This is a genomic window from Tardiphaga sp. GW821-FHT12E02 (genome assembly GCF_058807155.1).
Genome location: NZ_JBXAQK010000001.1, coordinates 4,805,558 through 4,825,071 on the forward strand (window position 1 = coordinate 4,805,558; position 19,514 = coordinate 4,825,071).

Consider the following 19,514-nt stretch of genomic DNA (forward strand, 5'->3'; position numbering starts at 1 on the left):
CGCGATATGTGGATGCAGATACCACGCGCATGATTGAGGTACCTGACAACCGAAGCGGTTGTGCTTTCGGCATGCGTCGAGAGGGATCCTTAACCAGGCTTCACGCGATTAATTTTGCGCGCGCATCTGCAGTCGGCGAATTCGCGAAACCACTGCAGGAATAGGCCAATTCACGCCCTAAGGGTGCATATATACAACCATACTACTTGATGCGCTTCAGGACGTTCGACACAGCGAACTCACTTTCCTCATATCATTCAGGTAGTTCGCGAAGGACGCAGTGGTTCGCATCGCGATTTCCAACATGAGCGCACGGTCTTTCAGGTTGTATTTCTGTGCTGCTTCGGTAGCCGGCAACGCGAAAATCGACGAAGCGATCACGCGTCAGACCATGAATTCAACCTTAGATAAAATGATATCAGAGAAACATTCTTAGGATGCCATGTAAGGTTTGTTCGCACAAAGAAAGAAGCCCGACTCGCAAGAGCCGGGCTTCTTTTCGCATTGTCAGTTCGCAGGGGCGAGCGCCCTCGCCTGTTGGGATCAGAGGAATTTGACGAGGCTCATCTGATACAGCGTCGAGGTCGTCTGATACGACGCCTGCAACGCCGTCTGCAGCGCCAGGATCTTGGTGGCGACCTCGTCATTGTTGATGCCCTCGATACTGTCGAGCATGGTCTGCGCCATCGCCTTGGTCTGCACCTGGCGGTCCGTGCTCGACTTGATCGCCGCCTGTGCGCCCGCAAAGTCGGCCTGGATGTTCTCGACCGTCTGCTGGCCGGGCACGTCGGCGAGGTTCTGCGCCACGCGCTGGTTCAAGGCCGTGATCTGCGCATTGGCGCTCTTGGCGTAATCGGGATCGCTCAGCCGGTTCGCATCGACGGCAACCGCGGCGAACACGGCGACGGTCTGCAGCTGGTTGCGCAGCGCCTGCTCATCCGCACGGGCACCATATTGCACCGTGATCGACGTATCGATCTGCGACACCGCGGCGCCGCGCGCCGCGCCATTGGCAGCGCTGTCCTGCTCGCCATTGTACCAGATGACGGTATTGCTGGCATCGCCGGCGACCAGCGTGGTGGCGGAGCCGGCCGGCGTCGAGCCGACCCGCAGCGGCGGCTGGTCGAAGAAGTTCTCGCCGGCCTCGATGGCGGACGCGGCGACCATCGGGCCATTGGCGAGATCCTTCATGGCGCTGCCGAGCGCCGTATTCAGATTGATCGCGGTGGCTTCCGCAGCCGTCACCGGTGGCGTCGCGCTCGGGTCGGCCGCGCCGATGGCAAAGGAATTCGCTGGCAGCGGTGTCTTGTCCGACGCCGTCAGCACGATGTCTTCCGTGGTGCCATCAGGCATGGTCATCGTGACCTTCACCTGGTCGCCGACCTGCGGCATGCTGGTGCCGAGATTGACCGACATCGACTTCTGCTGCGGTGTGGCGGCCGATGGCTGCGTCACCGATGCGCCGGCGATCGTGGTGGAGATGCTGGCCACCTTCATGCCGAATGGCGACGCAGCCGCGGGCGGTGCGGGCGTCATGTCTTCTTCGGTGATGGCCACCGTGGTCGTGGTCGGCGCACCAACGGTGGTGCCGACACGGCCGTTATTGTTGACACCGAGATCGGCCGTGTTGCGCTCGGCGATCACCTGCTTGAGGCCGGCAATCGCAGCGCCATTGCCATTCATGATCTGGTCGGCCGGCGCCACCGGCGCCGTATCGGTGGCGCGACCCGAGAACAGATAACGGTCGCCCGATCGGGCGTTGAGCATGTCGACGCTGTCGAAGAAGTTCAGCGATGCCGTCTTCTGTCCAGGCGTCTGGCCGGTATTGTCGAAATTGCCGCCGGCGCTGACGGCGGCCCCCTTCACTTCCGTGCCGATCGCCACCAGCCGCTGCAGCGACAGGTTGGCGACGCCGATCCGCGTATTGAGATTGGTGGCCGTGTCGGCATAGGACGCCACCGTCGTGATCTGCGCGCGTAGCGCGATCGACAGGCTGGCGCCGCTGCCGAGCGCGGAATAGGTGTTGCCGATCTTGCCGCTCGACAGCTGCTGCGTCAGCGTGTCGAGCTGACTGCGCAGATTGAGAATGCCGGTGCCGATATAGGAGGTACGCCCGCCAACGCCGCTGATTGTCATGATGGCCTCAGAATGCGTTCATCAGGGATTTGTACAATTCGTTCACGGTCGACATCACCCGCGCATTGGCCGAATAGGCGTTCTGCAATGCGAGGAGATGCGCCATCTCGTCGTCCATATTGACGCCCGACGAGTCCGACATCTTCTTGTCCAGCGTGTTCAGCACCACGTTCTGGCCATCGGCCAGTTGCTTGGCCGACTCCGCCGCGGAGCCCTGCTGGCTGACGAACTGCCGCATATAGCTGAGCAGATTGCCGGTGAACGGCGCATTCGTGCTGCCGGTGCCGGTCTGCGCGCCGTAAGTGAAGCTCGCATTGGTGAGCTGGTTCAGCATGAAGGACGACCGTGTAGTGTCGCCGGCCAGGGTCGAGGAGCTGTAAGTGACGAGTTTGGACGGATCTGCGACCAGCGCGTTATTCACCGTGAGGCGACCGGCCAGGCCGGTCATCTGCGATCCGTTGGCACCGACTGCGCCGCTATAGGCGGAGCCGTTATCGGTGAACAGCGAGAACTGCGCGCTGCCATCGGCCAGCGTGCCCGGCGGCTGCGTCACCGTCGTGGACAGATTGTTGATCGCTGCAAAGGCTGGATTGCTGGTGACCGACAGCGACGATAGCGATGTCCCGCTGAAGGTGACACTGCCGCCGAGCGCACTGTTGATCTGGTTCAGGATGCCGGCGGTGCCCTGCGAGAAATCGATCCCGATCACTTTGTCATTGGGATTGGCGGTCGCCGTATCCTTCAACGGCAGCGCGTCGGGCGTATCGACCCGCATCAGTGAGATCTGTTGCTGCTTGCCCGTCGCCGCATCGGTGTATGTGAGATTGATCGTGTTGCCCGCGAGCAGCTTCGACGCATCGAGCGCATAGTCGGTCGCCGGCGCCACCGGGGCCGGCGAGACCGTGGTCTTGTCGGACAGCGCGCTGGAGATCGATGCCGCGAATTGGTCGAGCTGGTTCTGCGCCTCGACGAGGGTCTTGTCGCGCAGCTCCGTATAGGCCGCAATGGTGCCGGATTTGATCGCACCGGTCGCGGTCAGGTCGATGGAGCCACCGTTCGGCAGGTCGATCACGACCGAACCGAGCGTGCTCTTCGAGGGATCGGCATTCCATGCGGTACCAGCTGAAACAGTTCCCTGCGCATCGAAGCGCAGCGTCGCTGCCGTGTTTCCGACCAGCTGCACGCCAGAGCCGGTGAACACCGTCACCTGGTTGGCGCCATTGGTGGTGACGCGGATATCCATCAACTGCGAGAGCTGATTGACATACTGGTCGCGCTGGTCCAGCAGCGCTGCCGTATTGGCGTCGGTGGACGTGCCGCCGAGCGGATTGGCCGTCAACTGATTGTTGATGGTCGCAATCTGCTTCATCAGATTGTTGGCGGTGGTGACGGAATCCTTGATGCCGTTCTCGGCACCGCTGCGCAGGTTCTGAATCCCCTGCGTCATCGAGTTCAACTGCTGCGCCAGCGTCTTGGCGGCATTGAGCACGCCGATGCGCGCCGATGAACTGTCGGCACTCGTCGACAGCGCCTGCACCGCAGAGGTGAGCGCGTTGAACGAATATTCCAGCGAACCGACCGAACCGGGATCGCCGTAGAGGCTCTGCATTTGCTGCAGATAGCTCGACCTCAGCGATGCATAACCCGCTCCCGATGTCTCCGTGCGGAGCTGCGCGAGAATGTATTGATCGAGTTCGCGATTGACACCGATGGTGCGAACGCTGCTGCCGTCGCCGGCAGTAACGGCGATCTGGTCCGTGGCCTTGCGGATATAGCCAGGCGTTTCCGCATTGGCGACATTCGACGAGACAAGCGCAAGCCCGGCCTGGTTTGCCCGCAGGCCGGCCATGGCGATGGAGAGTGCGGTGTTCAGACTCATGACAAACTGTCGCTCTCAAGGTTCACGGAAGAACGGCCGCCGAAGCGGCCTATGGCGTTAGCGCATCACGTTCAGCAGATCCTGCACCATGGTGTTCGTAGTGGTGATCACCTTGGTGTTGGCCGAATAGGCCTGCTGCGTGATGATGAGTTTGGTGAATTCGTCAGCGATGTCGGTGTTCGACGATTCCAGCGACGAGCCGGAAATGCTGCCGCCCTTGCCGTACAGTGCTTCACCGGATTCATTGGTCACTTCGAACGCACCGCCATCGATGCGCTTGAGGAAGTTGGCGCCGTTGAAGGTGGCGATCGAGACTTCCGCGAGGTCGATGTTGCGGCCGTTGGAATAGCTGCCGACCACGCGGCCTTCATTGCTCACCGACACGCTCTTGAGCTGGCCGGCGGCATAGCCGTCCTGCTGCAGCTGGTTGACCTGCGCATTGCCGTTGGTGTCGGCGAATTGCGTGAGGCCGCCGGTGCCGAAGGCCATGGTGACATTGCCGAGCGATTTGCCCGACACGGTGAGGCCCGTGAGCGTGATCTGGCCCACCACCGGCTGCATCTGACCATCCGGGCCAAACTTGAAGTCGGTGCCCACATTGACCCAGGCCGCCTGCCCGCCCGTGGCGGAAGGGTTGGTCTGGTAGAACAAGTTCCAGGTATCGGTGCCGCCCTGCGTCGCCGACTCCACCTTGGCCCAGCGGAATTGCAGGCTGACCGGCGCACCATTGCCGTCATAAGCGGTGGTCGCACCGCCGGCGATCGACTGATCGAGGAAGGTCTGGCTGTCGCTGCCGATCACGACGCCGGTGCCCGACGTGCCACCGCCCGAACGCAGGCCAGTGATTGTGCCGGAGAAGCCCATGGCCTGGAATGCGGCGACGGCAGTCGTCGATGAGCCTGCGGCCAGCGTGAAGTCATTGGCCGTGCCGGAATTCAGCGTCACCACGCCGGTCGACGAGATCGAGGATCCCGTGCTCGTCCCGGTCAGCCCGTCGATCGTGCCGAGCAGGCTTCCCACCGTGGCGGTGCTCAGATCGACATAGGTTGTGCCCGTCACCGGGGTCGGCGTCGGTGTCACTGCCGGATCGTAGAACTGGATCGTATTGGTGGTCGTCACGCCATTATTGGTGGTCTTGAGCACCAGCGTGTCGTTATGCGCAAAGCCTGCGGTCAGCGTATCGGAACCAGCCGTGGTGACCAGGCCGGTGCTTGTCGAGATCGGCACGGGCGTGGTCGCGGCATTGTTACGTGCATTGCCGGCAATCGCCGTGTTGCCGAACGGCGTCGCTGCAGTACCAAGCGTTCGCGGATTGGACAGATAGTCTGCCGGCCGCAGCAATTCGGAGCCCGGGACAGCCGTCTGGTGATCGGCCGTCAGCGGATAGCTGGCAAGGTTGGCGCGGTAGTCGATCTTGGTTGTCGCCTGCGACGGCAGGAAGTCGTTCTGGAAGCGCAGCACTTCCGGCGTCGAGCCGGCCGGATTGCCCGTCGAAGGGTCGATCTTCACGCCCTGCAGATAGTAGCCGGCGCCGTTGACGAGATAGCCGTTCTTGTCGAGCGAGAAGTCGCCGCGGCGGGTGTATTTGTTGACGCCGTCAAAGATCGGCGTGGAGTCGGAGACATTGCCCGGCTTCTGGACCGCGAAAAAACCGTCGCCATTGATGGCCATGTAGGTCGCGACCGACGCGGACTGCACGGAGCCGCCCACCGTATTGGTGCTGCGCGATCCCGCATTCACGCTGCCCGCGAGCTGCGCATTGCTGCCCGTATCGGGGATGAGATCGGTGAAGCTGGTATCGATCCGCTTGAAAGCGGTCGTTTGCGAGTTGGCGATGTTGCCGGAGATGTTTTCCAGCGCGTAGGAGTTCGCCCGCAGGCCCGCAACCGAGGTGGTGAGAGCGCCGAAGATACCCATTACATCGTCTCCAACTTCCGGGCGGCCTACCGGGGTGATGCCAAAAATGATGGCCGCTGCTGGAGGCGATGTCGCAAGGCCCGTGCCAAGCGAAATAAGTGAGACAAATCAGTGCACTAACGAAAATACCCCGGTCCAGAGACCAGGGCACAATTGCCTAGCGGGGAAATATTTGCCGGATACGCGCCTGATTTTGCAGGGTGCCGCGTAGCCGTCTCAGGTCGTTGCTATCGGATCTGCCGTGAGCGATGGGATGCCCGGCCTGCATGGTTCGAGACGCCCGCTTTGCGGGCTCCTCACCATGAGGGTCTTCTCAAGCGCCACACCCTGCCCTCATCCTGAGGAGCGGCCACTTGGCCGCGTCTCGAAGGATGGCCGCGAGCGACGGAGCAGTGCCCTACGTCGCCGGCGGCGTGCCCGGCTTGAACACCAGGGCAAAGCCATCCATGCAGTAGCGCAGGCCGGTCGGCTTCGGACCATCGTCGAAGACATGGCCGAGATGGCCGCCGCAACGGCGGCAATGGATCGAGGTGCGCGTCATGCCGTAGCTGGTGTCCTTGCGCTCGCCGACGCCGCCATCGAGCGGCTTCCAGAAGCTCGGCCAGCCCGTCCCGCTCTCGTACTTGGTCTCGGACGAGAACAGCGCATTGTCGCAGCCGGCGCAGGCAAAGGTGCCTTTGCGCTTCTCTTTCAGCAGCGGACTGGAATAAGGCCGCTCGGTACCTTCCTTGCGCAGGATCTCATATTGCTGTGGCGTCAGTTGCTTGCGCCACTCCTCATCGGTCTTCATCACCTCGAATTTCTCGTCGGAGGCAGCGCGCGCAGACGATCCGGTCAGCCATTTCAGCGACAGGAGGCCGGCAACACCGGCAGCAGTGGACAGAAGCAGGCGGCGGTCGATCATGATGGTCTCCCTCGGTCGGGCTATTGGTCCCGTTCACATGGAATTACGGATCGAACGGCGCGAGGTTACAGCGCCACGGGCAAAAACCGCTCACGAAATCGCGAGCGCCCCCGCATTCTCGTCATTACGAGGCGCAAAGCGACGCGGCAATCCAGAAAGCCACAATCTCGGCAGGAACTGGATTGCTTCGCCGCAAGGGCTCCGCGCAATGACGACGGCGGGATTCTTGGGATCACTTCAATTCCAGCCAGCTTAGGCGATCGGACCGCCGGTCCCTGCGCGGGCATTGGCCTCTGCGAGCCGGGCCTCGCGCAGCTCTTCCCGCAGCCCTGCCCGCTCGCGATAGCGCGCCAGCGTGCCTTCCAGCGCCGATACCTGCCGCTGCCAGACCCCGACCCCATGGCCGACAAAGCGGCCGATCTTGCCACCGGCCCAGACCAGCTCGAACGGCGCAAACAGTTTTGTGCGGTCATCGCGGGCGATCATGCCGCGGGCGATCATCTGCCCGGCCATGGCCGTGGTGTTCAGCCCCTGATGGCCAAAACCGCTGGCCACCCACAAGCCCGGCCGCATCTGCCCGATCTGCGGCATGCCATGCACGGTCTGCCCCATGGCGCCGCCGAAGGTTTCGGTGACGGCAACCTTGCCGAGTTTCGGAAACACCGTCCTGATCCGCCGCGCGATTTTTCGCGCGTAACGCTCGGGCTTCACCGCCCATGTCGTTTCCGGAAACGACCACATCAGGCGATCGCCCTCGACGATCCGAAAATGATCGACGCCGTCGCTGTCGCTCACCGAGCCCTGAAACGCGATCACCTCGGCCAGACGCTCGCCGAGCGGCTCGGTGATGCCCGCATAGCGCCACACCGGCAACAACGTGTCCGACAACCGCTGCGCGGGTGAGCCCAAATGCACATTGCCCGCCAGCACCACATGCTGCGCCCGCAACTGCGCCGACGGCGTGGTGATCCGCTTCATCACGCCGGCCGCATCCAGGCTCATCGCCGGTGTATCCTCGAAGATACGCACACCGGCCTGCTTCGCCAGCGTGGCCAGGCCCATCAGATATTTGCGGCCGTCGATCTGGAACGCCTTCGGATAATGCACGCCGTGAAAGTAGCGCTGCGTCTTCAGCGCCTCGCGCACGCGCTCGATCTGCCAGCCCTCGGCGACCGTATCGAAATCCTCATTCAACATCTGCAGCCGCGCGATCAGTTTCTCGCCGACATCGACATTGGAGACTTCGAGCGCGCCTTCGCTGAGCGCGAGATCGGGGATCACATCCTCCGCCGCCCGTGCACGCACCGCCTCGGCGCCCTGCTTCGACAGCGCCCACATCTCGCGGGCATCCTCCAGCCCGACCCGTTCAATCAGGTCAGAGAGCGGGAGGCCGAAGCCCGGCATCACCGTGCCCATCTGGCTGCCGGATGCATTCCAGCCGACATGGCGGCCTTCCAGCACCACCACGCTGGCGCCCATCTTAGCGGCTTCCAGCGCGATCGAGAGCCCGGCCAGACCAGCACCGATGACGCAGACATCGGCATCCAAGGGATGTCCGAGCCGGATGCGGTCGGCATCGGCCACGTCGGGTCCAAATGTCACGCTTGCAGAAGCTGCGGTCATGCCGTTTCCTACGGCCAAGCGTGGCGCTTGTCACCTTGTCCTCATGGTCCGCGTCCATTAATCCGCAATTCACTGCCGTCCAACGAATCGAGATCCGAATGCGCCGTTTGATGCTGTTCCGTCATGCCAAGACCGAAACGGACGCGCCGAGCGGCAAGGACTTCGATCGCCGCCTCGACGACCGCGGCCGCACTGACGCGGCTCTGATGGGGGAATGGCTCAACAAGCACCCGCCGCTGCCCGACATGGTCTGCGTTTCCACCGCGATGCGCACGCGCCAGACCTGGGATCTCGCCTCCGCCGCGATGCCGTCCAACAAGCCGACCGTCGAGCACGTGGAAGAACTCTATGGCGCCGGCCTCGAGGAGCTGGTCGCCGTCATCCGCGATGCCGCGGTGCAGGATCCGCGCCGGCTGATGTTGATCGGCCACAATCCCGGCCTGCACGAAATGGCGCTCGGCCTGATCAAGGACGGCAGCGCGGGTGGCGACGCGGCCGGCCGCAAGGCGCTGGGCGACAACCTGCCCACCGGCAGCATCGCCATCATCGACTTCGCCGTCGACAGCTGGAACGATATCTCCTTCCGCTCGGGCGTGCTGGTGCAGTTCGTCAGCCCGAAGCTGCTGAAAGACAATGGTCAATAAGTCGCCTGCCGCGCGGCCGTGGTCGTGCTACACTCCATCAGACAATGGAGGTGCACATGTACAAATCCATTCTGGTCCCGATCGATCTCGCCGAGATCGACCTTGCCAAGCCAGCCATTGCGCAGGCTTGTCTGTTCTCGAAAACATTCGGCGCCAAGGTGCGGCTGCTGAACGTGATGCCGATGACGCCGGTGATGCTGGCGGAATATGTGCCGGCCGATTTCGACACCCAGCAGCGCGACAGTTCGGAACAGGCATTGGCGGCCGTCGCCCATGACTGCGGCGCCGATGTCTCGAGCGTGGTGCGCCAGGGCGGCATCTATCACGAGATCCTCGAAGAGGCCGCGGCCATCAAGGCCGACCTCATCGTGATGACCTCGCACCGCCCCGCCATGCGCACCTACTTTCTCGGCTCCAATGCCGGGCATGTGGTGCGCTATGCGAAATGTTCGGTGCTGGTGGTGCGGCAGGCGCCGTCCGCTTAGGAGAGCAAATCCGTCGGCACATCGCTGAACGTATAGCTGCGCGGCCGGTTGCGGCGGAGAAAATCCCAGCCCTGCCAGCCGAACAGCGCACTCAGCAGCACGATGAAAACCACGCCGGCGAATTCGCCGGTAACCAGCGCGCGGATCAGCAGCGCCGCCATCGCAACACCGACAAGCCCAAGTGCCGTCACCAGCACATTGAACGTCAGCGGCTTGATGCCGGCGCTCAATGTCGCCGTGCTGCCGGCCGCCGCCAGCCGCTCATGCAGTGTCGCGATGAAAGCGGGATAGCCGAATTGCGGCTCCATCAGCGCCGCCGTCTGTTTCGATGTCGAGAACATCTTCAATCGCTTGCCCGCGCGATTCTGCAGATCCGCGCTGTACCGCTTCCGCTGCATCGCCATCGGCCGGTAGGACAGCCGCACCGACGCGACATCCGCATAGGGCCACAGCCCGGACCGCCCGCCGATCTTCCAGACCAGCCCCTCATCGGTCAGTTCGAACCGATGCGCCGGCCCCATCAGCGATGCGCGATAGAAATAGGTTTTCCCGTCGCTCGCCTCGCCCGGCCTGTTCAGCAGTGAACCCAACACGTTCTCGTCTCCTAAGGGGCCTTCTTGAGAGCGTCTTCATGTCGAGATGACGTGTCCTCTCCACGAACTCTCCCTCATCCTGAGCAGCCGCGCATTCGCGCGGCGTCTCGAAGGATGGGCGATACGGGCCATGGTTCGAGACGCGCGCCAAGGGGCGCGCTCCTCACCATGAGGACGGTGGTTGTCTCAATCCAAAAGAGCTTTAGCAAGGCCGCGGCTTGCGCGGGCGCCTCCCCGTCCCTTACAAGCTCTGCATGGCCACGACGACCATTTTCCCGCGCCGCCTGATTCTGGCGGGCGCGACGATCTCCGGGGTGATGCTGGCGCTTGCCGTGCACATGCTCGGCCAGCGTTTCGGCCTCGATCTCGGCGGCCTCTGGCGCAACGATCCCGCCAGTTTCATGCCGGCTGGCTCCGCCGTAGCCTGGTGGCTGATCGCCGCGATGGGTTTTGTGAGTGGCTACGTCGCGGCCAATCTCCTGGACAGCGCGGCATCCGGCCACATTCCCCGCCGTCTGCGCCACTTCCTGATTGCCATCGGCGTGCTGGTACTGGCCGGCGCCGGCCAGGCGGCGTCAGCCCCCAATGCGATCCCCACCGCCTCGGGCGTCATCGCCGGCCTGGTCGCCTTGGTGCTCGGCGGCATCATGGCCTTCTGCGGCGCCCATTTCGCGCTGAAGCGGGCTTAGCAGCTCGAAGCCGTAGGATGGGTTGAGCGAAGGCGCGCCAGCGCCGGAGCGACAACCCATCAGCCAAACCCGCGGCAGGAAAAGATGATGGGTTGTCGCTCCGCTCAACCCATCCTACGCACCGCGCGTTAGCTCGCCGCCCGCAAATTCACCTTGCCTTCCGCCAGCGACGTCAGCTTCGCATCGGTCTGCTTCTCCTCATCGAGCGTCTTCTGCAGGACGGCTGCGCAGTCGTTGCGGCCGAGCTGGCGCGCCCAGGCGATCAGGCTGCCGTAACGCACGATCTCGTAATGCTCCGCCGCCTGCGCCGCATTGATCAGCGCGGCATCGAGAACATGCTTGTCGGCGACTTCGCCGGCGGTCTCGTCGGCTTCCTTGATGATGCCGTCGATGGCCGGACAGGTGACGGCCTTCACCTCGGCGCCATGCATCTTGAACACCTCTTCGAGGCGCTGCACGTGCACCTCGGTCTGCTTCAGATGCTCCTCGAAACCCTGCTTCAACTTGGGCTCGGTGGCCTTCCCGGCCATTTTCGGCAGCGCCTTCAACAGCTGCTTCTCGGCATAATAGATGTCCTGCAGCTGATGCACGAACAGGTCATCCATCGTCTTGATGTCGCGCGTAAACAGTCCCATGGCGATCTCCGGTATTTGGAATGAAGCCGCGCCGACCCATGCGCTGACAGCGCCTTGTGTCGTTTGGTCGCGTCTCATTCGGTTGCAGATACCACCGCCAACCCGCCACTTCGGGACATGTTCCTGCTACCGGACGTCCTCCCCATGGAACGCCGGGCTTTCCGGCCTATATCAATGCCATCGCACCGGCGCCGGATTTAGCCTGCAAGTTCAATCAGGTTGCAGCCGCGGCGGGAATGTGACGAGATCGCGTCCCGGCCATTAACGCTGCCGTTGTCAAGGGCTGCACAATGAAGCGTTTTTGCCGTAAGGGTTTGGCCGAGAGTGAGTGAACGTCGCGTATGAGTGAATTGGCTAACCACCCCATGCAAGGATCGGCTGTCCCTTTGTTCGCGCTCCGCCGGGAGGACGAATGTTTCGATTGCTGACCGCGCTCGGGCGCGGCTTCAAGCAGCATGTCGGCTGGAAACGGCTGGGTGTTGTCGCGAGCCTGATCGTCATTGCGCTCGCCATTTCGCATCTGGTGAACACGCTGAAGGGCCTCGACACTGCAAAGGTGTTCGCAGCCATGGCCGCCAAGTCGACCATGGAAATCACCATGGCGACACTGTGCGTGATCGGCGCCTTCTGTACCCTCACCTTCTACGATTTCTTCGCGCTGCGGACGATCGGCAAGAATCACGTCCCCTATCGCATCGCCGCGCTCTCGAGCTTCACCAGCTACACGATCGGCCATAATCTCGGCGCCACCGTCTTCACCGGCGGCGCGATCCGTTTCCGCATCTATTCGGATTACGGGCTGAACGCCATCGACGTCGCAAAGATCTGCTTCATCTCCGGCCTTACCTTCTGGCTCGGCAACTGCTTCGTGCTGGGCATCGGCATGGTCTGGCACCCGCAGGCCGCCTCCGCCATCGACCAGTTGCCGGACGCCATCAATCGTCTGATCGGCCTCGGCTGCCTCGCCGGCATCGCAGGCTACCTGGTCTGGATCTCCATCGGCAAGGAACGCCGCCAGCTCGGCCAGAACGGCTGGAAGGTCATGCTGCCCTCGGCACCACTGACCCTGTTGCAGATCGCCATCGGCGTGGTCGATCTCGGCTTCTGCGCGCTGGCCTTCTACCTGTTGATGCCCGAGACGCCCGCAATCGATTTCGTTTCCGTGGCGGTCGTGTTCATCCTCGCCACCCTGCTCGGCTTTGCCAGCCATGCGCCAGGCAGCCTCGGCGTGTTCGATGCCGCCATGCTGGTGGCGCTGCCGCAGTTCAAGCAGGAAGAGCTCGTCGCCACCGTGGTGATGTTCCGCATCCTGTATTTCATGATCCCCTTCGCGCTCTCGATCTGCATCATGGGCACCCGCGAGCTGTGGCTCAGCGTCATCAAGCCCTGGCAGCATCGCAAGATGAACGGCGCCAGCGAGTGCCGCGAGGGCGAGCCTGCGCCGGCAATCGTGCACCAGCAGCCCATGAAGCGGCAGTCGCACGGGTAAGTCGGGCTTCGCTGCCTGCCATCCCGGTAAACGGCGGCTGCGCCGCTCTATCACCACCGTCTGTGTTTACTGGATCGCCCGGTCAAGCCGGGCGACGACAGGCGAGCGCGGTCCGCGCGCTGAAATCTTGCCGATCCCTATGAACCGACTCCGCGGAACGAGTTCCGCGTGCTACGCGTTTCTTACTTCCGCCCCATACGTGACGTTCATCCCCCCAATGGCCATCAATCTTTTCAGACGTTCATTCCTCGTCGCCGTCACGCTCGCCGGCATGGCGACTGCGCAGCATGCCGCCGCGCAGGCGCCTGTGGCCATTGCGCCCGCGCCAGCCAATAGCAGCGCGATCCAGATCTCCTGGGAGGTCCGCAACCGCTTCCGCCTGTTCAAGGAAGAACGCGACTTCCAGCTTCACGTCGATGCCATGCGCAATCGCAGCGTGCTCGCCTCCGAACAGGCCCTCGGCCTGCAGAGCGACGGCCGCGGCTGGGCCCGCAACACCGTCGGCCGCCTGTGCATCGATCTGGCCGGCAAGGTCAGCGAGCCCTGCGCGCGCGAAGGCACCCGCGAAAGCTATCTGACCCCGTCCGATCATCCGGTCACCGTCCGCCTCACCGGCGAGGTACCGGTCGGCGCCGTCTGCGCCTGGACGTTTGACGACGGCGAAGGCCCGCGGCAGTCCACCCTCGATTGCGCCGAGCCGATCAATTTTCGCGCTCTTTACGGCCGCCGCACCGTGGCCACCGTGGATGTCTCCAGCGGCGACGGGCCGATGCGCACCTCCACCGACATCGTGGTGCGCGACATCCTGATCGCCGGCCTCGGCGATTCCATCGCCTCCGGCGAGGGCAATCCGGACCGTCCGGTGGCACTGTCGGATGACGGCTTCTGCTTCCGCTCCTATCTCGGCGGCCCCAGCGGCCAGTTCTACCGTCCGAGCCGTGCCGGCTTCAAAGGTGGCCGCTCCTGTGATTCCTACGAGTCGCTGCAGGCCTGGCAGCGTGCCGGTGCGCAGTGGCTCAACGCCGCCTGCCATCGCTCGCTCTACAGCTACCAGACCCGTGCCGCGATCGCGCTCGCCGTCCAGTATCCGCATATCGCCGTCACCTATCTGCCGCTCGCCTGCTCCGGCGCGACCATCCCCGATGGCCTGCTCGGCAGCCAGCGCGCCCGCGAATGCCTGACCACGAAGAATGCTTCCACTTGTGCCGGCAGCGTCAACGGCCAGGTCGCCGAACTGCGCGAAGCCATGGCCGCCGTGAAGAAGCGCGCGCCGAACCGCCGGCTCGATCTGGTGCTCTTGTCCATCGGCGCCAATGACATCAACTTCTCCGGCCTCGTCGCCGATGTCATTGTCGACAACGACACCGAGCGCGCGCTGTTCACACGCGCCGGCCTGCTCGGCTCGGTAGAAGATTCCCGCAACGCCCTGGTGCGCGATCTGCCCGCCGCCTTCGGCAAGCTGCGCGAGCAGCTGAAGCCGTTGGTCGGCGGCGACATGGGTCGGGTGGTGTTTGCGGCCTATGCCAATCCGGCACTGGTCAATGGCGGCGCCTGCCCCGGCGGTCCCGCCGGCTTCGACGTGCATCCATCCTTCTCCGCCGATCCGCGCCGCCTCTCCAATGTCACAAGCTTCGTCGATCGCGAATTCCTGCCACGGCTGCGCTCGGTGGCCATGTGCGAGGGCGGCGTATTGTGTCGCAATCCGGAAGCCGATCGCATGACCTTCGTCGATGCACACCAGCAGGCTTTCGCCAATCACGGTTTTTGCGCGCGCGGCAGCAACGATCCCGAATTCGATCGTGCGTGCTTCTCGCCGAAGGGCGACAGCTTCAACACCAGCCTGGTGGAATCCGCGCAGCAGCCGATGGTGTGCGGCCGCGGCGCGAGCGAATTTCGCGCTTACGCGCCGCGCGCCCGCTGGATCCGCGACGCCAATGACAGCTATTTTGCGGCGATGACCTATCCGCAAGGCTATTCGGCAGCAATCCAGCCGGCAGATATCCACGACGCAACGTGGGGCGTTCTCTCCGCCGTCTATGGCGGCGCGATCCATCCGACCGGTGAAGGCCATGCGGCCATGGCCGATGCGGTGGTGCCGGCAGCCGCGAATGTGCTGAGGCTGGGTGCGGAAGCGGAAGTTTCGCAGGAGCCGCTGGCGCCGGTGCAGCATCAGTAAAACGCGGTCGTGGGATGGGTTGAACGAGGGCGCGAAGCGCCGGAGTGAAACCCGTCAACCGCGCCCGCCACATCGACGGACCGATGGGTTTTCGGTGCTGGTTTTTTGTTGCGCTCACACCATCCTGCGGCACCTAAGCCGCAGAGCAATCAGATCGCTGGATCGATCGAGCGCAACGAAACCCATCGTACGAATATGGGCTCGCGCGGCGTGCGAGCGACCGCTGAGAAGTCGCTCGACACAATTACGGCGCCCCGCCGACGCTATAGCGAATGCGATCACCCGCCCACTGCTTCCTGTACCGCGCGCAGGCATCCAACAGGCCGCTCTGCGCAGATGATGGAGAGCCAGAAAGCTTGGCCTTTCGGTCATCGATCTTGTTTCTCAGATTCGTCAGCAACCGCCGTGTTTCAACGTAATTGTCGGGTAAAGTCCCAAAAGCACCTGCAAGTCGATCGAGATTTCCGACATTGTCACCCACCGCGTAATTCGCGACGACCGACACGACTGCCAGTAAATTGGCTCGACCATTATCGTCGATCTGCGGAAAATAAAGATGATCCATCGGCACACAGAGCGATGAGTTGTCGACGACATTGCCAAGGATGAGCGTCGCGTTGACGCGAAGCTCGGGGTCGCGCGAGCGCGCCGCGTAACTGAGAACAGAGATGACATCGAGATCATCGATACTACGGAAATAGCTGATCGCACCTTCCTTGTTGTCATCGAGGATAACGCGAATGGCTTTCGTCGCCTTCAGCAGATCCTGTCGATCAGTTAAATCCTGGACACTTCTGATCGTCGGAGCTGCCTCCGCCACAACACGCAACAGGCATTGCAGCACACTTTGCCAGTCCTTCAGGTCATCACGCGGGATGGCATCGGCCAACAGGAATTTTCGTGCCCGCGTGCAATCGAACGAACTCGGACTTTGTGCGGCGGCGATCGATGCAAACAACACGACCCCCGCAAGGATGGATAGCATGTAGCTCGCGAAATGCTTTCCCGTGGTCATCGCGGCACATATCCATTCGAAAGCGGTACGGCGGTATCGCTCAATCCAACCGGCGTTTGCAGACGATACCAAGGAAAGTCCAGACCGGACTCGGTCTCATATTTTCCGATGCGGATGCCAGACTCGAAAACGTTGCCTTCCTTGTCCATCTCGACCGTGTATTCCGCGTCGGTCGATTGAAGCAGTCCCGACAGAGCTTCGATCAGCCGGAGCTTGGCCCTGATTTCGAAGCGAACGGGTTGGTTCTTCGGAATATATGGCGCGTAGACTTCGATGTAGTCGCCACGCCTGACCGCAGGCACCGGGTTTCCGTTGATCCTCACATCCGGGATGTAGCGCCCGATATCGTCGGACTGATAGCTCTTTCCCTTGATGTAGAAGCGCACATATTTCTGTTCGATCTGAAACGCATTCTTGATGGCAGGCGAAAACGCAATGATGCCACCGGCCACGCAGAATGCGAGCACCCCTGCCCCTCCGGCGAGTGCGACTTTGTATTTGGCCACTTTCTCGGCGTTGTCGGTGGAATTGAACTCGCCGATTCCTTGCGTTCCGGTGCCGTAGAGCAAGATGCCGACGCCAACCACGACAAACACAAACGACATGGCCGAGTGTGTCTGCCCCATCGTCTGATAAGCGAATCCGAGAAAGATCGTGCCGACGATCATGAAGAAGATGCCGCTCGACACGAAACGCGTGAGGCGCCCCGGCTGGGTCGACGGCGGCGAAGCCGGCAAAGGTGCTGTATCGTCAGATTGCCCCGGCATCGAGCGCGCCCCTTCATGGCGTCGTGGATGCGCTTCGATCCGATCACCCGAGGTCAAGCGGATGTCTCCGCGGAAGCGCGCATCGCGGATGCAGCGCCATATGATACATTTTAAGGTTGAGTATCGATATAGCTACTTTCAATCGCACGAGCCAAAAAAACGGGCCAGGCGCCGTCGCGCCTGGCCCGTTTTTCAAGACTCGGACAGATCAGCGCTGCGGTGGCTGCTGCGCCGGCGCCGCGCTGGCCTTGCGCATCGGCTGCGGCTTTGCCGTGCCCGTGGTCGCAGGCTGCTTCGCCGCGACCGTCTGGTTCGGGAAATACTTTGCCGTCACGCTCGGATCGAGCGCGGCCAGCTCCGTATCGGGCAGGCGATACCAGGTCTCGTCCTTGCCGAGCAGCGCGATGCCCCAATAGCCGCGCACCGTCAGTGCGCGACCATCTGCACTGACGCTCATCTTGGCTTTGTAGACCTTGCCGTCGCGCGGATCGAGAATATTGCCATTCTCGTATTTCAGACCCTGCTGCTGCATGTTGCGGATGAAGGAAATGCCCAGCACCGGCTGGCCCTTCCGGTCATCGACGCATTTGCTGCAGACCTCATCGCCCGGCTTGTCGTCAGCGCTGGGAAAGGTCTTGGCAATGGCGCCTTCATAAACGCCGCCGTGATTGACCATGAGAACCCAGACGACAGGCTTGCCGTCCTCGATCTTCTGCCAGAGACCGGCCGCCGAAGGCCCCGCCGGGGCCGCTGTCACGGGTTCGGCTGCAAAACTCGGCGAGGCGAGCAGCATGGCAGCGGTTGCCATCATGGCAAGCTGGCGGGATCGAAACTGGACCATCAATATCCCCTTCGCAGTTCGTCGTCCGGCAACTTCGCAGCTGCAACAGACTATCAATCTTGCGCGACGAAAGAGTGACCCCGCTTGATGGCTTTTGCAAGATTGCCGATCGCGCGTCGGTTTCCGTTCGTTGCCGCTGCCGCAATGTTGCCACAAGAAACGGTAGCCGGATGGCGCCGAAGCGCTCCAGAACCTGGGGCAAACTTGCGGCGGTTGCGGCAATCCAGCGGCAGCGAGCAGCCTGATCGTCGGTGAGACAAAGCTAGTTCGCTTTGGTTAACGCCGCACTTCAATGACACGCACGTCCCCTTGCCTGCGCTGCGCAACTACGCTGTAACGATGGCAAGCCAGCTGGAGATATCTGACGTGAATGCCGCGACCCGCGCGCCTGCGCCGATCCTCGACGACTATCCGTTCCGCCTGACGGACAATGTGCGCTTCATGGATCTCGACCCCAACAACCACGTCAATAACGCGATCTATTCCAGCTATTTCGAGACCAGCCGGGTGATGCTCACCAAGGACTCGTCTTACGGGATTACGCCGGATGGTCTGAGCTGGGTGCTGGCGCGGCTCGACATTCATTTCCGTGCCGAACTGCACTGGCCGAATGTAATCGAGCTCGGGACCGGCATCGCCAAGGTCGGGCGGACGTCGCTGACATTTGCGCAGGTGGTGTTTTCGCAAGGCAAGTGCATCGCATCAGCCGATGCAACGACGGTGATGATCGGCCTCGACAGCCGTCAGCCGACGGCGATCCCCCAAGAGGTGATCGAAAAAATGCAGCCCTGGATGATGCGCAACAGCAGGGCTGCGTAAAGGCTTTAGGCTTGGCGCTCCGGCGTGATCACGACGAGGCCGTCGAGGGCGTCGGTGACCTTGATCTGGCACGAGAGGCGCGAGTTCGGCTTGATGTCGTAGCCGAAGTCCAGCATGTCCTCTTCCATCGGGGTCGGTGCGCCGACGCGCTCCATCCAGGCATCGTCCACATAGACATGGCATGTGGCGCAGGCGCAGGCGCCGCCGCACTCGGCTTCGATGCCGGGGATCGAATTACGAATCGCTACTTCCATCACGGTGGAGCCGGCATCCGCATCAATGCTGCGGGTTTCGCCGGAATGATCGACAAAGTTGATTTTGGCCATGATGCTCGCGCTGCCGGGGAATTGGATACGGTTGTCCTATAACGAGTCGCTCCGCGCAGCGCCAGCGCTCCGCAGCAAAACCGTCATCCGGAAGTGAAGTAAGGGGCCAGCCGTTTCCGTTGGCTCAGGACCGCTTGAGAAGACCGTCGATTTCCTCCCGCGCTTCGAGCACGGCATCGGTCAGGGTCATCAGGGCTTCAGCATTGTCGCTGTTGTCGCGCAGGCAGTTTTCCAGCCATTCGGCCGCATCGATGATGCGGAAGGCGCCAACCGCCTCGGCGGAGCCCCGTAGCTTGTGGGCCAACTGGTCCACATTGGGCGGCATTTTCACGATTTTTTCGATCAGTTCGCTCGCCTGTGCCGCGAACATGGCCAGCACCTCGCGCTCCAGGCTGGCATCGCCCATGGTCATACGCTTGAGATGGTCGAAATCGAACGCCCCGTCATCGGGAACCAGCGGCGGTGACGGCATCCATTGAACCCGTTCGAAGTGAAGCGGCATTGATATTGGCCCAGAATTCCTGCCGACGGAGGTTCCAGCGGCGATTTTCAGGAGCCAAACACGGAATTGGTTAA

General features: G+C 62.5%; 18 protein-coding genes. 6 read left to right on the top strand and 12 right to left on the bottom strand.

Translation table 11 applies throughout. The features are described 5' to 3' along the window. Positions 1–543: 543 nt before the first annotated feature. The 5 genes from AC1RQ5_RS22840 to AC1RQ5_RS22860 form a co-directional block, all read right to left on the bottom strand. Positions 544–2,136, bottom strand: a complete 1,593-nt coding sequence (locus AC1RQ5_RS22840; RefSeq protein ID WP_493201988.1) for a flagellin — start codon at positions 2,134–2,136, stop codon at positions 544–546. Between the two features lie 7 nt (positions 2,137–2,143). Next, on the bottom strand, positions 2,144–4,015 hold the full coding sequence (gene flgK / locus AC1RQ5_RS22845) for a flagellar hook-associated protein FlgK (protein ID WP_493201990.1): 1,872 nt from the start codon (positions 4,013–4,015) through the stop codon (positions 2,144–2,146). 57 nt (positions 4,016–4,072) lie between these two features. Further along, positions 4,073–5,932 (bottom strand): flagellar hook-basal body complex protein, encoded by a 1,860-nt coding sequence (locus AC1RQ5_RS22850; RefSeq protein WP_493201992.1) that lies wholly within the window; start codon positions 5,930–5,932, stop codon positions 4,073–4,075. A 397-nt stretch (positions 5,933–6,329) separates the two neighbouring features. Further along, positions 6,330–6,836 carry a peptide-methionine (R)-S-oxide reductase MsrB gene (gene msrB / locus AC1RQ5_RS22855; protein ID WP_398479714.1) on the bottom strand — a complete coding sequence of 169 codons (507 nt, stop codon included), beginning with the start codon at positions 6,834–6,836 and terminating at the stop codon, positions 6,330–6,332. 252 nt (positions 6,837–7,088) lie between these two features. Further along, on the bottom strand, positions 7,089–8,459 hold the full coding sequence (locus AC1RQ5_RS22860) for an NAD(P)/FAD-dependent oxidoreductase (protein WP_493201994.1): 1,371 nt from the start codon (positions 8,457–8,459) through the stop codon (positions 7,089–7,091). 98 nt (positions 8,460–8,557) lie between these two features. On the opposite strand from AC1RQ5_RS22860, the gene AC1RQ5_RS22865 reads away from it, so the two are divergent. Further along, a complete protein-coding gene (locus AC1RQ5_RS22865) occupies positions 8,558–9,103 on the top strand; it encodes a SixA phosphatase family protein (protein ID WP_493201996.1) in 546 nt (181 codons plus the stop codon). 56 nt (positions 9,104–9,159) lie between these two features. Then, complete coding sequence (locus AC1RQ5_RS22870; protein WP_398479708.1) at positions 9,160–9,588, top strand: universal stress protein; 429 nt, start codon at positions 9,160–9,162, stop codon at positions 9,586–9,588. On the opposite strand, the gene AC1RQ5_RS22875 is transcribed toward AC1RQ5_RS22870, so the two are convergent. Next, a complete protein-coding gene (locus AC1RQ5_RS22875; protein WP_493201998.1) occupies positions 9,585–10,181 on the bottom strand; it encodes a hypothetical protein in 597 nt (198 codons plus the stop codon). The two genes, AC1RQ5_RS22870 and AC1RQ5_RS22875, sit on opposite strands and share 4 nt — an antisense overlap. Positions 10,182–10,435: 254 nt before the next feature. Here AC1RQ5_RS22875 and AC1RQ5_RS22880 point away from each other — a divergent pair, with 254 nt between their 5' ends. Then, on the top strand, positions 10,436–10,870 hold the full coding sequence (locus tag AC1RQ5_RS22880) for a hypothetical protein (protein WP_493202000.1): 435 nt from the start codon (positions 10,436–10,438) through the stop codon (positions 10,868–10,870). A gap of 128 nt (positions 10,871–10,998) precedes the next feature. Here AC1RQ5_RS22880 and AC1RQ5_RS22885 read toward each other — a convergent pair whose 3' ends face one another. Continuing rightward, a complete protein-coding gene (locus tag AC1RQ5_RS22885) occupies positions 10,999–11,505 on the bottom strand; it encodes a YciE/YciF ferroxidase family protein (protein WP_493202002.1) in 507 nt (168 codons plus the stop codon). Positions 11,506–11,917: 412 nt separating this feature from the next. Between AC1RQ5_RS22885 and AC1RQ5_RS22890 the strand changes: the two genes are divergently transcribed. Further along, positions 11,918–12,994 (top strand): lysylphosphatidylglycerol synthase transmembrane domain-containing protein, encoded by a 1,077-nt coding sequence (locus tag AC1RQ5_RS22890; protein WP_398479700.1) that lies wholly within the window; start codon positions 11,918–11,920, stop codon positions 12,992–12,994. A gap of 217 nt (positions 12,995–13,211) precedes the next feature. Then, positions 13,212–15,170 (top strand): SGNH/GDSL hydrolase family protein, encoded by a 1,959-nt coding sequence (locus tag AC1RQ5_RS22895; RefSeq protein ID WP_493202004.1) that lies wholly within the window; start codon positions 13,212–13,214, stop codon positions 15,168–15,170. 244 nt (positions 15,171–15,414) lie between these two features. Here the strand turns inward: AC1RQ5_RS22895 and AC1RQ5_RS22900 are convergent, their stop codons facing one another. The 3 genes from AC1RQ5_RS22900 to AC1RQ5_RS22910 form a co-directional block, all read right to left on the bottom strand. Next, positions 15,415–16,185, bottom strand: coding sequence for a hypothetical protein (locus tag AC1RQ5_RS22900; RefSeq protein ID WP_493202006.1), 771 nt, complete (start codon positions 16,183–16,185; stop codon positions 15,415–15,417). Beyond that, positions 16,182–16,853 (bottom strand): hypothetical protein, encoded by a 672-nt coding sequence (locus AC1RQ5_RS22905; protein WP_493202008.1) that lies wholly within the window; start codon positions 16,851–16,853, stop codon positions 16,182–16,184. The genes AC1RQ5_RS22900 and AC1RQ5_RS22905 overlap by 4 nt, the downstream gene beginning before the upstream one ends. 307 nt (positions 16,854–17,160) lie before the next feature. After that, the gene (locus AC1RQ5_RS22910) at positions 17,161–17,793 is read right to left on the bottom strand and encodes a DUF2147 domain-containing protein (protein WP_493202010.1); all 633 of its coding nucleotides are present in this window, start codon (positions 17,791–17,793) and stop codon (positions 17,161–17,163) included. 366 nt (positions 17,794–18,159) lie between these two features. Between AC1RQ5_RS22910 and AC1RQ5_RS22915 the strand changes: the two genes are divergently transcribed. Further along, positions 18,160–18,612, top strand: a complete 453-nt coding sequence (locus tag AC1RQ5_RS22915; protein ID WP_493202011.1) for an acyl-CoA thioesterase — start codon at positions 18,160–18,162, stop codon at positions 18,610–18,612. A gap of 5 nt (positions 18,613–18,617) precedes the next feature. Here the strand turns inward: AC1RQ5_RS22915 and AC1RQ5_RS22920 are convergent, their stop codons facing one another. Next, a complete protein-coding gene (locus tag AC1RQ5_RS22920) occupies positions 18,618–18,938 on the bottom strand; it encodes a 2Fe-2S iron-sulfur cluster-binding protein (protein ID WP_398479688.1) in 321 nt (106 codons plus the stop codon). Positions 18,939–19,062: 124 nt separating this feature from the next. Further along, entirely contained in the window at positions 19,063–19,410 is a 348-nt protein-coding gene (locus AC1RQ5_RS22925) for an Hpt domain-containing protein (protein WP_493202012.1), read from the bottom strand. Between the last annotated feature and the right edge of the window lie 104 nt (positions 19,411–19,514).

Coding starts and splice junctions, on each gene's coding strand:
- AC1RQ5_RS22840 (WP_493201988.1), bottom strand. CDS start 2,136: ATGACAATCAGCGGCGTTGGCGGGCGTACCTCCTATATCGGCACCGGC.
- flgK (WP_493201990.1), bottom strand. CDS start 4,015: ATGAGTCTGAACACCGCACTCTCCATCGCCATGGCCGGCCTGCGGGCA.
- AC1RQ5_RS22850 (WP_493201992.1), bottom strand. CDS start 5,932: ATGGGTATCTTCGGCGCTCTCACCACCTCGGTTGCGGGCCTGCGGGCG.
- msrB (WP_398479714.1), bottom strand. CDS start 6,836: ATGATCGACCGCCGCCTGCTTCTGTCCACTGCTGCCGGTGTTGCCGGC.
- AC1RQ5_RS22860 (WP_493201994.1), bottom strand. CDS start 8,459: ATGACCGCAGCTTCTGCAAGCGTGACATTTGGACCCGACGTGGCCGAT.
- AC1RQ5_RS22865 (WP_493201996.1), top strand. CDS start 8,558: ATGCGCCGTTTGATGCTGTTCCGTCATGCCAAGACCGAAACGGACGCG.
- AC1RQ5_RS22870 (WP_398479708.1), top strand. CDS start 9,160: ATGTACAAATCCATTCTGGTCCCGATCGATCTCGCCGAGATCGACCTT.
- AC1RQ5_RS22880 (WP_493202000.1), top strand. CDS start 10,436: ATGGCCACGACGACCATTTTCCCGCGCCGCCTGATTCTGGCGGGCGCG.
- AC1RQ5_RS22885 (WP_493202002.1), bottom strand. CDS start 11,505: ATGGGACTGTTTACGCGCGACATCAAGACGATGGATGACCTGTTCGTG.
- AC1RQ5_RS22890 (WP_398479700.1), top strand. CDS start 11,918: ATGTTTCGATTGCTGACCGCGCTCGGGCGCGGCTTCAAGCAGCATGTC.
- AC1RQ5_RS22895 (WP_493202004.1), top strand. CDS start 13,212: ATGGCCATCAATCTTTTCAGACGTTCATTCCTCGTCGCCGTCACGCTC.
- AC1RQ5_RS22900 (WP_493202006.1), bottom strand. CDS start 16,185: ATGACCACGGGAAAGCATTTCGCGAGCTACATGCTATCCATCCTTGCG.
- AC1RQ5_RS22905 (WP_493202008.1), bottom strand. CDS start 16,853: ATGATCGTCGGCACGATCTTTCTCGGATTCGCTTATCAGACGATGGGG.
- AC1RQ5_RS22910 (WP_493202010.1), bottom strand. CDS start 17,793: ATGGTCCAGTTTCGATCCCGCCAGCTTGCCATGATGGCAACCGCTGCC.
- AC1RQ5_RS22920 (WP_398479688.1), bottom strand. CDS start 18,938: ATGGCCAAAATCAACTTTGTCGATCATTCCGGCGAAACCCGCAGCATT.
- AC1RQ5_RS22925 (WP_493202012.1), bottom strand. CDS start 19,410: ATGCCGTCACCGCCGCTGGTTCCCGATGACGGGGCGTTCGATTTCGAC.